This window comes from Pseudomonas sp. MIACH, assembly GCF_001269925.1.
Taxonomy (GTDB): domain Bacteria; phylum Pseudomonadota; class Gammaproteobacteria; order Pseudomonadales; family Pseudomonadaceae; genus Aquipseudomonas.
This window is the reverse complement of the sequence record NZ_LHVO01000031.1, coordinates 29,646-42,851: the sequence shown is the minus strand read 5'-3', so window position 1 is coordinate 42,851 and position 13,206 is coordinate 29,646. Positions and strand designations below refer to the sequence as shown.

Sequence of the window (13,206 nt, the reverse complement as noted above, 5' to 3'; positions counted from 1 at the left end):
CTGTCAGCCTCGGTGGCGGGCGAGAAAGTCCAACAGTACCGGGAAATACGCGTGGGGTTCCTCGTAGAACGGCATATGGCTGCTGTTGGGAAATACATGCAGTTCGGCGTGTCTGGCGGCCATCTTCATGCGCAGGGCGCAGGCCGGGGTGAGTTCGTCGTGCTGGCCGGTGGTGATCAGGATCGGCATCTTGAAATCGCCCATCTCGGGGATGCGGTTCCAGTCCTTGAGATTGCCGATGTAGAGGAATTCGTTGGGGCCCTGCATGGTTTCGTAGGGGCCCATGTTCCAGTCGCCGAGGGAGCGCTTGACCGGCTCGGGCCATTCGTCCAGACGGCAGACGTGACGATAGTTGAGCAAGGTGATCGCGGCCTGGTACTGCGGGTGGTCGAGGGTACCCATGGCTTCATGACGCTGCATCATGGCCACGGTTTCACTGCCCAGGGCGCCGCGCAGGCGTTGCAGCTCCTGGGACAGGTGCGGAATGTCGCCGACGGTGTTTTCCAGGATCAGGCTTTTCAGCGTGTCGGGGTAATGGATGGCGTATTCGATGCCCAGCCAGCCGCCCCAGGAATGCCCAAGCAGGTGCACGCGGCCGAGGTCCAAGGCTTGGCGGACGGTTTCGACTTCTTCGACATAACGGCGGATTTCCCACAGGGAAACATCGGTCGGTCTGGCTGATGCGCCCGTGCCAAGCTGGTCGAATGCAACCACTCGCAGGTTATGGTCCTTGAGCCAGCCATGGGCGTCGCGCAAGTAGTCACACGGCAGGCCCGGTCCGCCGTTGAGGCAAAACAGCACCTCATCGCCTTCGCCAAAGCTGTAGACCACGAGGTTATAGCCGTCGACTTGCACGTTGTACTGCTGGTCGGGGGCAATTTCACGCCACATGCATACATTCCTTGTGTTGTATCGGCCTGGCGGGTAGCGGCCGCTTATCAGGCCAACACTACCGAGGATGCCGTGCGTCCATAACCTAGTATTTCTTATAGGTTTGGCCTGGCAGTCCTTCGCCGGGGCGTGGCATTCTACTTGCAGCAAGTCGAGATTCAAATGAATTCGGGAGCAGAACGGATGCTGACCAAGCTGACTGCCTTCAATCAACGTCTGATGCCGGGCAGGAGCCTGGATGAGCAGATGGACAACACATTCATCCTCGCCCAGCAGTTGGGCTTCGATGCACTGGTGTACGACTACACCCCGGTGCCGATGGACCAGGATGGCGCATTGATCACCCCTTCGGTGCTGGAACTGCGCAACACGCCGCCCGATTGGCATGCCTTGTGGTGCAGCGAGGGGTTTTACCAGATAGACCCGGTGCAACACCTGTCCCTGAGCACGGTGTCACCGTTTGTCTGGTCCTACGAAGCCAAGGCCAACACTCCCCTGCAAAAAATCATCGACCCGTGCCACGCCCCCGTGTCGTCCTACCTGCACGACCAGCAACTGACCTGTGGCGTCAGCGTACCGATCCACCTGCCCCGGGGCGGTTTCGCTTCGCTGACGGGCCTGCGAATCGGCAAAGCTCACACCGTATTGCCGGATGCGCAGCAGACCTTGTCGGACTTCAGCCTGATTTCCCATGCATTGCAGGAAGCGGCCTACCCGCTATTCAGCAAGGAGCTGCGCACCTACCCGCACATTCACCTGACCAAACGTGAACGCGAATGCCTCAAATGGGCCGCCGACGGCCTGACTGCGGCCGAAATCGCCACACAATTGAGCCGTTCACTGGCAGTTGTCACCCTGCACCTGGCTTCGGCGATGCACAAACTGGGCGCCAAGAACCGCGTACAAGCGGTGGTCCGCGCCACCCATTACCGCCTGCTGGACGACTGATCCCCCGGCAAAACCTAGCTGTTTTGCTAGTTACCTAAATTTCGCGCGCAGACTATCGTGTCCCTGATCCTTTTTTCAAAGCAGGGTACGAAATGGACTTCATCGAAAAAATCCGCGAAGGGTATGCCGCGTTTGGCGACTACCAGACCTGGTACCGCGTCACTGGCGACCTGGCAAGCGGTCGTACGCCGCTGGTGATCATCCACGGAGGCCCCGGCTGCACCCATGATTATGTCGACGCCTTCAAGGATGTCGCGGCCAGCGGCCATGCCGTCATCCACTATGACCAACTGGGCAATGGCCGCTCCACGCACTTGCCTGAGAAAGACCCGTCCTTCTGGACCGTCGATCTGTTCCTTAAAGAACTGGATAACCTGCTGGATCACCTGCAGATCAGCCAAAACTACGCGATCCTCGGCCAGTCCTGGGGCGGCATGCTCGGCAGTGAACACGCGATCCTGCAACCCAAAGGCCTGCGCGCGTTTATCCCGGCGAACTCGCCGACCTGCATGCGCACCTGGGTCAGCGAGGCCAACCGCCTGCGCAAACTGCTGCCCCAAGGCGTGCATGAAACCCTGCTCAAACATGAAGCCGCCGGCACGTATAACGACCCGGAATACCTCGCCGCCTCGCGGGTGTTCTATGACCAGCACGTGTGCCGCGTTAACCCGTGGCCGGAAGAAGTGGCGCGTACCTTCGCCCAGGTCGACTCGGACCCCACGGTGTACCACGCCATGAGCGGCCCGACCGAGTTCCACGTGATCGGCAGCCTGAAGGACTGGAAATCCATTGGCCGCCTGTCGGCGATCAAGGTGCCGACCCTGGTGATCTCCGGCCGGCATGATGAGGCCACGCCACTGGTGGTCAAGCCGTTCCTGGATGAGATCGCGGACGTACGCTGGGCGCTGTTTGAAGACTCCAGCCACATGCCCCACGTCGAAGAGCGCCAGGCGTGCATGGGCACCGTGGTGAAGTTTCTGGATGAGGCGTGTTCTGTGCCGCACCCCGTCCGCAAGGCCGGTTGAGTTCCAAATGTGGGAGGGGCGGTGCGACGATTCGCACCGCCCCTCCCGCATTTTTAGACCTCTGTGGTTTCAGCGTGCGCAGCTTTCCTTGGCACCTCCGCCACCAATGGAATTTCCTTGCCCTCGGCATCAAACAACTTGCCACCCCTGAAATAGTCCCCATCACGCAACGCCGCTACGTCGTGGAAACACAAACTGCGCTCAGTCCCCGCCACAAACACCGATTGCTGGTCCGAATTACCCGCGGTGAAATGGTTGAACGCCAGGTTCAACAGGATCGCCATGATCGCGGACGAACTGATACCCGAGTGAAAAATGGTTGCGAACCAGCCGGGGAATTGGTCGTAGAAACTCGGCGCAGCAATCGGGATCATGCCAAAACCGATGGAGGTGGCGACGATGATCAGGTTCATGTTGTTGCGGTAGTCCACCTTGGACAAGGTGCGAATACCACTGGCCGCCACGGTGCCAAACAGCACAATCCCGGCACCGCCCAACACCGACGTCGGCACCGCCGCAATCACCCGCCCCATGAATGGCAGCAAGCCGAGGATCACCAGGAACACCCCACCCGTTGCCACCACAAAGCGACTCTTCACCCCGGTCACCGCCACCAGGCCAACGTTCTGGGCGAAGGCACTCTGGGTGAACGAACCGAAGATCGGCGCGAACATGCTCGACAGCATATCGGCGCGCAGGCCGTTGCCCAGGCGCTTGGAGTCGACCTTGGTGTCGATGATTTCGCCCACCGCCAGGATGTCGGCTGAGGTTTCCACCAGGGTCACCATCACCACGATGCACATGGAAATGATCGCCGCAATGTGGAAAGTTGGCATGCCGAAATGGAATGGCGCAGGGAAACCGAACATGGGTCCTTGGGTGACGCCGGAAAAGTCCGCCATACCGAGGAACACCGCAATCACCGTGCCGATCACCATCGCCAGCAGGATCGACAGGCGCGAGATACTCGCGCTGCCGATCTTGCTCAATAGCAGCACCAGCACCAGGGTCAACGCCGCGAGGCCGATATTGGGCATGCTGCCGAAATCCGCCGCGCGGCTGTTACCGCCCATGGCCCAGCGCGCTGCCACGGGCATCAGGGTCAGGCCGATGGTGGTGATCACAATACCGGTCACCAACGGCGGGAAAAACTGGGTGATCCGCGAGAACACCGGTGTGATCAGCAGCCCGATTAACGAAGCGGCCATCACCGCTCCGAGAATCGCTGGCACCCCACCGGCGCCATCGCTGCCGACAATCGCCACCATGGTTGCCACACCGGCAAACGACACCCCCTGCACCAGCGGCAACTGACAGCCAAAGAACGGCAGGCCAAGGGTTTGCAACAGGGTGGCGAGGCCACCGGCAAACAACGACGCGGCGATCAACAGGCCGATATCTGCCGGTGACATCCCGGCCGCCTGGCCGACGATCAAGGGTACCGCGACAATGCCGCCGTACATGGTGAGCACATGCTGCAGGCCGTAAGCCATGTTGGCGGCGACGCCGAGATTCTCATCTTCTGGCCGCTGCGGTGACGCCTTCGGGATAGTCATGGTGAGGGGGTCTCTGTTTTTGTTGTGCAGTCACTGTATGCAATCTTTAGACTGGATGTCCATAGAGTTGTATACAATCAATCGAACAAGATACCCTCCATCGGCGTTACAAAAACAATTCGGCCGTGATGAGCCAGGACGCCACAGGAAGCTAAAACAATGAAAAAGGCATTACAGGGAGCAACCGTCGCACTTACCCTCCTCGGCGGCGGGGAGGCCGTCGCGGTGGAATGGATGAACAACAGCGTCGGTTTTCGCTACGGCCAGCAGTTCACCAATCCGAATAACCCCGACGAATTCAGCAAGCGCATCTACAGCTTTACCCACGCCAGCGGCCACCGATATGGCAGCAACTTCCTCAACCTGGATGTGTTCCTCTCCGACAGCCGCGACCCACGCAAGGGCACGGACCACGGCGGCAGTGAGGTGTACGCGGTGTACCGGCATCAACTGTATGCGTCACGGGTGCTGGATGTGCCGCTGGGCACCGGGCTGATCAAGGATTACGCACTGACCCTGGGCTTTGATGCCAACCGCAACAACAATTTCGCTTCGGCGAAAAAACGCGCATTGGTGATCGGCCCTACCTTGAAGTTAAACAGCGTGGGCGTGCTGGACCTGAGCCTGATGTACTACAAGGAACGCAACCACACCGGGATCCCCGGCGCACACGAGTCGAACCACACGTTTGACGACACCTACATGCTCAACCTGACGTGGATGCGCCCTTTCGAGATCGGCAACCATGCGGCGAAATTCCAGGGGTTTATCAATTACGTCGGGGAAAAAGGCGAGGACTACCATGGCCGTGACACGGCACCGGAAGCCTTGATGCGCAGCGCGCTGATGGTCGCGGTGCGACCGGGCAAGGGCGTGAAGCCGAACCTGTACCTCGGCGTGGGTTACGAGTACTGGCATAACAAGTTCGGCGTGGACGGCGGCCGGGGCAGCCGCACGTCAACGCCGACGGTGAACGTGGAAGTGACGTTCTAGGCAGCGGCCAGTTCCGAATCGTCTGCCTTGCGCCGCGCCAGCCAATAGCCCAACACGGCCAAGGGCGCGGTTGCCAGCATCACGATCACGGTGATCAGCAACGGCTGCTCGATCATCGATGACACCAGCAGGCTGCAGAGAAAGCACAGGCCCAATTGCAGGGTGTTTTGCAGTGCCGCCGCCTTGCCGGAATTTTCTGCAAACGGCATCAGCGCATTCGCCACCACAATCGGGTAACTGGCGCCGTTGACCAATGCCATCAGGCAGAACGGAATCAGCAAGGTGGTGAGCGTCGGCACGCTCAAGGTCGCGACCAGGTACAACGCCACCATGCTGATGCAATAGGCCAGCAGTAACCACGGCAACAGCGTCTTGCCCTGGAAACGCTGCAGGGCGCTGCGACAACTGTAGCCCCCCACCAGAAACGCCAATGTCGGCAGCACGTAGCTCAGGCCGATGTCATTCGGGCTATAGCCCATGTCGCCCAGGATGAAGGGCGAAGCGGTCAGCCAGGCGAAGAAACTGGCCGAGCAGGCGGCGAAGATCATCACGTTGCCGGTAAACACCCGGGAGGTGAGCAATTGCCAATAGCCAAGGCGCGAAGATTGGCCTTCCCGCGTCTGAGGTTTCGGCACGGAGCGCAGGAACAACGTCGGCAACAACAACAGCAACGACACGCCCAGCAATACGCCGAAGATGGCTTGCCAACCGAAGTGGTTGAGCACCATCGCGCCCAGCAGCGGCGCCAGCGCCGGCGATAACGACATCAACGGCATGATGCTGGCGAACACACGGTGGGCCTTATCGGCCGGGTAGCGGTCGATCACCAGCGCCTGCCAGCTCACAGCGGCGGAACACACGCCAATCGCCTGCATAAAGCGCAAGGCCAGCAACTGCGGCGCGGTCTCGACCCAAAACATCCCCGCGCACCCCACGACAAACAGGCTCAAGCCTGCGAGCAGGATTGGCTTGCGTCCCAGACGGTCGGACAACGGCCCCCACAGCAACTGCCCCACGGCAAAACCGGCGAGAAAGATACTCAAGCTGGCGCCCACCGCACCCGCGCCAATCTGCAGCTGCTCGCCCATGGCGCCGAACGCCGGTAAATACATGTCCATGGCGAGATAACCGAGCATGCTCAGCCCCGCCAGATACCAAGTGAAACCAAAAGAATTTTTCATTGAAGCCTTGTTAATCTTGCCATCAAACTATTTGCTGACTGCCGCCCATTATGAAGCTGACAGTTTCTGTGTGAAGCGATAATAATTGGCGACTGTTATCAATAATTTTGAAGGCAACCCTCATGTGGTCCGAATACTCCCTGGATGTCGTCGATGCGGTAGCGCGTCATGGCAGCTTCAGCGCCGCCGCCCAGGAACTGCACCGCGTGCCGTCGGCCGTCAGCTATACGGTGCGCCAGCTCGAAGAGTGGCTGGCGGTGCCGCTGTTTGTGCGTCGGCATCGCGACGTGGAGCTCACCCCGGCTGGTCGCCTATTTATAGACGAAGCCCGCAGCGTGATGAAAAAGATGCTCGGCACACGGCGCCTGTGCCAGCAGGTGGCGAACGGTTGGAGCGGTCAGTTGAAGGTGGCCGTGGACTCCATCGTCAAACCCCAACGCTGCCGTCAGTTGGTGCTGGATTTCTATCGGCAGTTTCCCGAAGTGGAATTGCTGCTGGAATACGAGGTGTACAACGGTGTGTGGGATGCCTTGGCAGATGAGCGCACCGATATAGTCATCGGTGCCACCAGCGCCGTGCCGGTGGCCAGTCACTTCACCTTTCGCGACATGGGCTTATTGAATTGGCTGTGCGTGGTCAGCGCCCGGCACCCGTTGGCGGCGGTGGAAGGGTTACTCAATGACGACCAACTGCGCCCCTTCGCCTCGCTGTGCATGACCGACACCTCGCGCAACCTGCCCAAGCGCGACACCTGGACCCTGGATAACCAGCGGCGCCTGGTGGTGCCGAACTGGGCCTCCGCCATCGATTGCCTGCGCGATGGCCTGTGCGTCGGCATGGCACCGGCGCATCAGGTATTGCCGTGGATCGAACGCGGTGAATTGGTGGCACTGCAACTGACGCGCCCCTTCCCCGCCAGCCCCTCATGCGTGGCCTGGGCACAGAACAAACTGTCGCCGGCCATGGCGTGGTTATTGGAATACCTGGGGGATACCGAAACCATGAACCAGGAGTGGCTCAACGGAAAAGACCTAGCTCAATAGCCGAGTGATGGCCCGCACGATCATCTCGACCTCCTTGGTCTCCAGGGTCAGCGGCGGCAACAGGCGAATGACCCTACCCCGCGTCACGTTGATCAGCAGCCCATGTTCCTGGGCGGCGCGCTGGGCCAGATCGCGATAGGGGCTGGCCAACTCAATACCGATCATCAGGCCCTGCCCGCGAATCGCCAGCACCTGCGGGTGCTCTTCCAACTCCATGCGTAACCGCGCCAGCAAGCGTTCGCCCTGTTGCGCAGCGTTCTGCAACAAGCCTTGTTCTTCGATAATGTCCAACACGGTGCAGCCCACCCGGCATGCCAGCGGGTTGCCGCCGAAGGTACTGCCATGGCTGCCGGGTGTGAACAACTGGGCTACCGCAGCACGGGCCAGGCAGGCGCCGATGGGCACGCCGTTGCCAAGGCCTTTGGCCAGGGTCATGACATCGGGAACGATGCCTTCATGCTGGAAGGCAAACCACGCGCCGGTACGGCCGATGCCGGTCTGGATTTCATCCAGCATCATCAACCAACCATGGCGTGTGCAGTGATCGCGCAGGGCTTGCAGATAACCCGGTGGCGCTGGCAGTACGCCACTTTCGCCCTGGATGGGCTCCAGCAAAACTGCCGCGATTCGCGTGCCGAACGTTTGGGTGATTGCCTCGATCGCCGCCAGATCACCAAACCTGACCTTGAGAAAATCCCCCGGCAAGCGTTGAAACCCCAAGCGCACCGAGGGGCCATCGCTCGCCGCCATGGTGCCCAGCGTGCGGCCGTGAAAGGCATTCTCCATCACCACCACCAACGGTTCCTCGATGCCTTTTTTCCAACCATGCAACCGCGCCAGTTTCAGCGCCGTCTCGTTGGCTTCGGCGCCGGAATTGTTGAAGAAGGCACGGTCCAGGCCGGACAGCTGGGTCAGGCGCTGGGCGAGGCGTTGCTGCCAGTCGATGCTGTAGAGGTTGGAAGTATGCAACAACAGGCCAGCCTGCTCGCTGATCGCCGCCACCAGTTTCGGGTGGGAATGCCCGACATTGGTCACCGCCACGCCCGCCACCGCGTCCAGGTATTCGCGCCCCTGCTGATCCCACAGGCGTGTGCCGAGGCCACGGGTAAAACTCAAGGCCAAGGGTTGATAGGTGGTCATCAGGCAGGCGGCGGTCATAGTGGCGGGCTCCAGTGCATCGTTGTGATGGGTTGAAGTATCGTTAGCCACCAGAGCTGGATAAACTGCACTTTCCTGCAATGACTTTAAATCAGGACTTGATAATGGATTTATTCCAGGCGATGTCGGTGTACGTAAAAGTAGTCGAGACCGGCAGCATGACCGCCGCAGCCCAAGCCTGCGGGATGTCGACCACCATGGTCGGCAACCACTTGCGCGCCCTCGAACAGCGCCTGGGCGTCAGCCTGCTCAAGCGCACCACCCGCAAGCAAAGCCTGACGGAGTTCGGCGGCCAGTATTACCAGCGCTGCCTGGAAGTGCTGGGGCTGGTGGCCGACTCCGAGCAATGGGCCGAACAGGCCCACAGTGACATCCCCAAAGGCACCCTGCGCATCACCGCCCCACCCGCCTTTGGCACCGAACGCCTGGCGCCGGCCTTGAGCGAGTTTTCCCAACGCTACCCGCTGATCAAGCTGTACGTGGTGCTCAGCAACCAGCGCGTGGACATGGTCGACAGCGGCTTTGACGTGGCTATCCGCCTGGGCGAACTGGAAGCCTCAAGCCTGATCGCCCGACCGATGCAGGACTACACCATCACCCTGTGCGCCTCACCGGATTACCTGGCCCGACGCGGTACGCCACAAACGCCCGAGGATCTGCAACGGCACGACTGCCTGGCGTTCGCCTATCCGTCGACCGACGACTGGCGCAACGCCGACAAGCTGTGGCGCATGAGCGGTGCAGAAGGCGAAGTGGAAATTCCGGTGTCCGGCTCGCTGACTATCAATAGCTCCCAGGCCTTGCGCCAGGCAGCCGTGCAAGGCATGGGGATCGTCATGCTGCCGGATGCCCTGGTGCAGCCGGACCTGCAAACCGGCAAGCTGGTGGCCTTGCTGACCACCTATCAACTGCCCAGCCGGCCCATGCATTTGCTGTACGGCCAGGATCGTTATCGCTTGCCGAAGCTGCGCGCCTTTGTGGATTTCGCCATGGAAAAGTGGGCGCGCTAGAAGCCCACGCCCAACTCGCGCAATCGCGCAGCCGTCTGCTCGGCAGACACATGGTGAATGCCTTGCCAGCCGAGGGCGATGGCCGCTTCGACGTTGCCGGCGACATCATCGATAAACACCACTTCCCCCGGCCGGATATCCGGCAGGTACACCCGGATCTGGCTGAGGCTGGCGTGGTAGATCGCCGCGTCGGGCTTGATCAACTTCAACTCGCCCGACACCACGATGTTGCGAAATTTCCGCAGGAAGGGGTAATTGGCAAGCGCATAGGGAAAGGTCTCCGCCGACCAGTTTGTGAGCCCAAACAGTGGCATGTCGGCCTGATGCAGCGCGTTGAGAATCGCCACGCCTTCGGGCAAAGCGCCACGCAGCATTTCGTGCCAGCGGTCGTAGTAGGCCGCGATCAAGGGTTCATGGTGGGGGTATTGATCGATCAGGCTTTGCGTGGCTTCGGCCAGCGGCCGCCCCGCATCCTGCTCGGTGTTCCAGGCCTGGGTACAGATGTTATCGAGGAACCACTGCCGCTCTTGATCGTCGGCAATCAGCTTGCGGTACAGGTGCTGCGGGTTCCAGTCGAACAGTACACCGCCAAAGTCAAACACTACTGCGCGGATCGTCATGGGTTCCTCCCGTTGGTGCAACGCCAGAGTCAGGACAGTTTGGCATGTATCCGGCCCTTAGCAGCAAGTAAGCACGAGTAGGATCTTTCTTGGATTCAAACAAGGCGTGCGCGGGGAAACAGCCGCTTCCCTTGCTAATACGGGCCTTTAGCTTTAATGCGCGGATTCTATCTCACATTGATAGTCACATTTGTTCTTCCCCTTTGAAGGCGCCCTCACTTTAATCTCGGGCGTACAACTCAGGGAGCCAGCGTCTGGAGGGAATCAACGAACTTCGCTGTTGATATGACTTGGAGAACTTCAATGAACAGCATGACCTCTTCAGTGACCTCCCCTTCCGCATACAGCCTTGCTGCGCTGCAAAACTATATTGCCCAGGGCGCAAAAATTCCCACAGACGTGCTGGTCGACCGGGTCAAGGACGAAACAGGTATCGTGCCAAGCCATCTTGCCGCCTTGCAAGACATCGCAATGACCACCAATTCCATCATAGGCATACGCCCGGTCGAAACCGTCGCAACAGGCCTTATAGAAGCCGGGCACCCCACCAAGGACTTCCATATCAAAGGGAAGAGCGCCAACTGGGGCCCTCAGGCAGGGTTGATCTGTATAGACCAGGCGTTCAGCAAACTTGAACAAGTTGCCGAAAAAACACCGGCCAAAGTGACCAAGGCCAATGAGCAAATCCAGGTGTGCATCCAAGAAGGCCATGCAGTTGCAACTCCCCTGAAGCTGTCGAGCCAACGCCTTGATGTATTGGTCAAGCTCGGCCACATAACCCAACTGGCCGTTCAAGGCGCTGACGGAACATTGCAATTAAGCGCCCGCGGGCCCAGTCAACAAACCTATACATTTGAAGGCCATCGCACGTCACCTTCAAGCGACAGCTACTTCATCACCCATCAGGCCAAGCCCCTTGAAGTGCTGGCCAAGCATGCAGAAGGCAAACCGTTGACCGCCGATTACGACCTGCACCTGATCGCGCCCCACATCAGCGACTTCGGCCCCCAGGACAAACTCCCCATACCGGACGTAGCCCACAGTGTCTTCAAGGGTCGAGTTGAACGCTATAAGCAAGTTCCTGAGGCGCTACGCGCAGACTTTGACAGACCCGCCCACTTCTACCGGAAAGAGGATGCCCACCTTGGCAACGCAACACCACGGATAGAGCAGATGATAGGGCTGATCAATAAAAAATTGGTCGGCGAGGGAGAGAGAGTGGTTCATCACAATGCAGACTCGGGCAGCCCGGCTACGGAAGTGGCCGCCAATTACCCAGCGACGTTTTTCCTACCGGCAAAACTGGGTCAATTCGATCAAATCAGCATCATCCACGACCACAGGGAAATGGCAGAACTCATCAAGACCGCCAAGGACTGCGGTTATCACGTACCGTTGAATCCCTTGTGGGAAAAAGAAGTGACCAACGTGAGGCGGTCCGCCTTCACTCTGGCAAAAAATAGTCTTGCTTGAATCATGACAGGGAAGACAGCGGCCTGATAACCCGATGATCAGGCCGCTATCAGTCACATCACTTACGCTTGGATCAAGCCATTGATCTTCACGGTCGGATTGACGTCAGCGTCGTAGTCCACGCCATCGACTTCAAAGCCGAACAAGCGCAGGAACTCAGCCTTGTAGCCGGCGAAATCGCTGATTTCGTTGACGTTCTCGTCAGTGACCTGGTTCCACAAGGCCGCCACGGCGTCCTGGACCTTGGGTTCCAGTTCGGCCAGGTCGGCACGCAGGCGGCCGTCGGCGTCGAGCTTCGGTTCGCTGCCGTACAGGCTGTCCTTGAACAGGCCGTAGACCTGCTCGATGCAGCCTTCGTGGGTACCCTGCTCTTTCATCACTTTGAACAGCAACGACAAGTACAGCGGCATGATCGGGATCGCGGAGCTGGCCTGGGTGACCACTGCCTTGAGCACCGATACGCGGGCATCACCCTTGAGTGCTGCGAGGTTGTCGCGCAGGGTCAGGACTTTCTTGTCCAGGTCTTTCTTGGCTTCGCCGATGGAACCGTTCCAGTAGATATCCTGGGTCAGCTTCTCGCCGAGGTAGGTGAACGCGGTGGTCTTGGCGCCTTCGGCCAGTACGTCCGCATCACGCAGGGCATCGATCCACAGCTGCCAGTCGGCGCCCCCCATGACATTCACGGTGCCGTCGATTTCTTCCTGGGTGGCAGGCTCGAGGGTGGTGTCGACCACAACGCCTTTGTCGGTATTGATACCGCGCAGGGTCACGGCCTTGCCGATTGGCTTGAGGGTGGAGTTGTAGACTTCACCGGTCTTGGGATCGGTACGGCGTGGCGCGGCCAGGCTGTAGACCACCAGGTCGATCTTGCCCAGGTCTTTCTTGATGGTTTCGATGGTCAGCCGCTTGATCTCATCGGAGAACGCGTCGCCATTGATGCTCTTGGCGTACAGGCCTTTTTCGACGGCAAACTTCTCGAACGCGGCGCTGTTGTACCAGCCGGCGGAGCTCAGCTTGCCTTCTTCGCCTTCTTTCTCAAAAAACACGCCCAGGGTGTCGGCGCCGCAGCCAAACGCTGCACTGATGCGCGCGGCCAGGCCGTAGCCGGTGGAAGCGCCGAGGACCAGCACCTTCTTCGGGCCGTCTGCAATGGCGCCGTGCTCAGTTACGTAGTCGATCTGTTCCTTGACGTTCGCTTCACAGCCAACAGGGTGAGCGGTCACACAGATAAAGCCACGAACCCGCGGTTTGATGATCATAAAATTTCTGCCTCTTCCAAGGTGCCGAAGGCCAGTGGTGGCCATTCAA

12 protein-coding genes are annotated in these 13,206 nt (G+C 59.7%); 6 read left to right on the top strand and 6 right to left on the bottom strand.

Features of this window, described 5'->3' with window-relative positions:
* Positions 1 to 3: 3 nt before the first annotated feature.
* Positions 4 to 891, bottom strand: a complete 888-nt coding sequence (locus tag AD670_RS12710) for a proline iminopeptidase-family hydrolase (protein ID WP_053132425.1) — start codon at positions 889 to 891, stop codon at positions 4 to 6.
* A 183-nt stretch (positions 892 to 1,074) separates the two neighbouring features.
* Here AD670_RS12710 and AD670_RS12705 point away from each other — a divergent pair, with 183 nt between their 5' ends.
* Both AD670_RS12705 and AD670_RS12700 read left to right on the top strand, forming a co-directional pair.
* On the top strand, positions 1,075 to 1,839 hold the full coding sequence (locus AD670_RS12705; protein WP_053132422.1) for a LuxR family transcriptional regulator: 765 nt from the start codon (positions 1,075 to 1,077) through the stop codon (positions 1,837 to 1,839).
* 92 nt (positions 1,840 to 1,931) lie between these two features.
* Positions 1,932 to 2,864, top strand: a complete 933-nt coding sequence (locus AD670_RS12700; protein ID WP_053132419.1) for a proline iminopeptidase-family hydrolase — start codon at positions 1,932 to 1,934, stop codon at positions 2,862 to 2,864.
* A gap of 53 nt (positions 2,865 to 2,917) precedes the next feature.
* On the opposite strand, the gene AD670_RS12695 is transcribed toward AD670_RS12700, so the two are convergent.
* The gene (locus AD670_RS12695) at positions 2,918 to 4,420 is read right to left on the bottom strand and encodes a nucleobase:cation symporter-2 family protein (RefSeq protein ID WP_053132416.1); all 1,503 of its coding nucleotides are present in this window, start codon (positions 4,418 to 4,420) and stop codon (positions 2,918 to 2,920) included.
* A gap of 159 nt (positions 4,421 to 4,579) precedes the next feature.
* On the opposite strand from AD670_RS12695, the gene AD670_RS12690 reads away from it, so the two are divergent.
* On the top strand, positions 4,580 to 5,413 hold the full coding sequence (locus tag AD670_RS12690) for a nucleoside-binding protein (RefSeq protein ID WP_053132413.1): 834 nt from the start codon (positions 4,580 to 4,582) through the stop codon (positions 5,411 to 5,413).
* Here the strand turns inward: AD670_RS12690 and punC are convergent.
* Positions 5,410 to 6,594 (bottom strand): purine nucleoside transporter PunC, encoded by a 1,185-nt coding sequence (gene punC, locus AD670_RS12685; protein WP_053132410.1) that lies wholly within the window; start codon positions 6,592 to 6,594, stop codon positions 5,410 to 5,412. The genes AD670_RS12690 and punC overlap by 4 nt on opposite strands.
* A gap of 122 nt (positions 6,595 to 6,716) precedes the next feature.
* Between punC and punR the strand changes: the two genes are divergently transcribed.
* The gene (gene punR, locus AD670_RS12680) at positions 6,717 to 7,637 is read left to right on the top strand and encodes a DNA-binding transcriptional activator PunR (RefSeq protein ID WP_053132406.1); all 921 of its coding nucleotides are present in this window, start codon (positions 6,717 to 6,719) and stop codon (positions 7,635 to 7,637) included.
* On the opposite strand, the gene AD670_RS12675 is transcribed toward punR, so the two are convergent.
* Positions 7,626 to 8,795 (bottom strand): aspartate aminotransferase family protein, encoded by a 1,170-nt coding sequence (locus AD670_RS12675; protein WP_053132403.1) that lies wholly within the window; start codon positions 8,793 to 8,795, stop codon positions 7,626 to 7,628. The genes punR and AD670_RS12675 overlap by 12 nt on opposite strands.
* 104 nt (positions 8,796 to 8,899) lie before the next feature.
* On the opposite strand from AD670_RS12675, the gene AD670_RS12670 reads away from it, so the two are divergent.
* A complete protein-coding gene (locus AD670_RS12670; RefSeq protein ID WP_053132400.1) occupies positions 8,900 to 9,805 on the top strand; it encodes a LysR family transcriptional regulator in 906 nt (301 codons plus the stop codon).
* Here the strand turns inward: AD670_RS12670 and AD670_RS12665 are convergent.
* Positions 9,802 to 10,425 (bottom strand): HAD family phosphatase, encoded by a 624-nt coding sequence (locus AD670_RS12665; protein WP_053132398.1) that lies wholly within the window; start codon positions 10,423 to 10,425, stop codon positions 9,802 to 9,804. The two genes, AD670_RS12670 and AD670_RS12665, sit on opposite strands and share 4 nt — an antisense overlap.
* Positions 10,426 to 10,728: 303 nt before the next feature.
* On the opposite strand from AD670_RS12665, the gene AD670_RS12660 reads away from it, so the two are divergent.
* The gene (locus tag AD670_RS12660; protein ID WP_082340962.1) at positions 10,729 to 11,898 is read left to right on the top strand and encodes an anthrax toxin-like adenylyl cyclase domain-containing protein; all 1,170 of its coding nucleotides are present in this window, start codon (positions 10,729 to 10,731) and stop codon (positions 11,896 to 11,898) included.
* A gap of 62 nt (positions 11,899 to 11,960) precedes the next feature.
* On the opposite strand, the gene fabV is transcribed toward AD670_RS12660, so the two are convergent.
* On the bottom strand, positions 11,961 to 13,157 hold the full coding sequence (fabV, locus tag AD670_RS12655) for an enoyl-ACP reductase FabV (protein ID WP_053132395.1): 1,197 nt from the start codon (positions 13,155 to 13,157) through the stop codon (positions 11,961 to 11,963).
* Positions 13,158 to 13,206 lie beyond the last annotated feature (49 nt).

Bases quoted from the DNA above. Each gene is read 5' to 3' on its own strand.
- AD670_RS12710 (WP_053132425.1), bottom strand. From the start codon at position 891: ATGTGGCGTGAAATTGCCCCCGACCAGCAGTACAACGTGCAAGTCGAC.
- AD670_RS12705 (WP_053132422.1), top strand. From the start codon at position 1,075: ATGCTGACCAAGCTGACTGCCTTCAATCAACGTCTGATGCCGGGCAGG.
- AD670_RS12700 (WP_053132419.1), top strand. From the start codon at position 1,932: ATGGACTTCATCGAAAAAATCCGCGAAGGGTATGCCGCGTTTGGCGAC.
- AD670_RS12695 (WP_053132416.1), bottom strand. From the start codon at position 4,420: ATGACTATCCCGAAGGCGTCACCGCAGCGGCCAGAAGATGAGAATCTC.
- AD670_RS12690 (WP_053132413.1), top strand. From the start codon at position 4,580: ATGAAAAAGGCATTACAGGGAGCAACCGTCGCACTTACCCTCCTCGGC.
- punC (WP_053132410.1), bottom strand. From the start codon at position 6,594: ATGAAAAATTCTTTTGGTTTCACTTGGTATCTGGCGGGGCTGAGCATG.
- punR (WP_053132406.1), top strand. From the start codon at position 6,717: ATGTGGTCCGAATACTCCCTGGATGTCGTCGATGCGGTAGCGCGTCAT.
- AD670_RS12675 (WP_053132403.1), bottom strand. From the start codon at position 8,795: ATGACCGCCGCCTGCCTGATGACCACCTATCAACCCTTGGCCTTGAGT.
- AD670_RS12670 (WP_053132400.1), top strand. From the start codon at position 8,900: ATGGATTTATTCCAGGCGATGTCGGTGTACGTAAAAGTAGTCGAGACC.
- AD670_RS12665 (WP_053132398.1), bottom strand. From the start codon at position 10,425: ATGACGATCCGCGCAGTAGTGTTTGACTTTGGCGGTGTACTGTTCGAC.
- AD670_RS12660 (WP_082340962.1), top strand. From the start codon at position 10,729: ATGAACAGCATGACCTCTTCAGTGACCTCCCCTTCCGCATACAGCCTT.
- fabV (WP_053132395.1), bottom strand. From the start codon at position 13,157: ATGATCATCAAACCGCGGGTTCGTGGCTTTATCTGTGTGACCGCTCAC.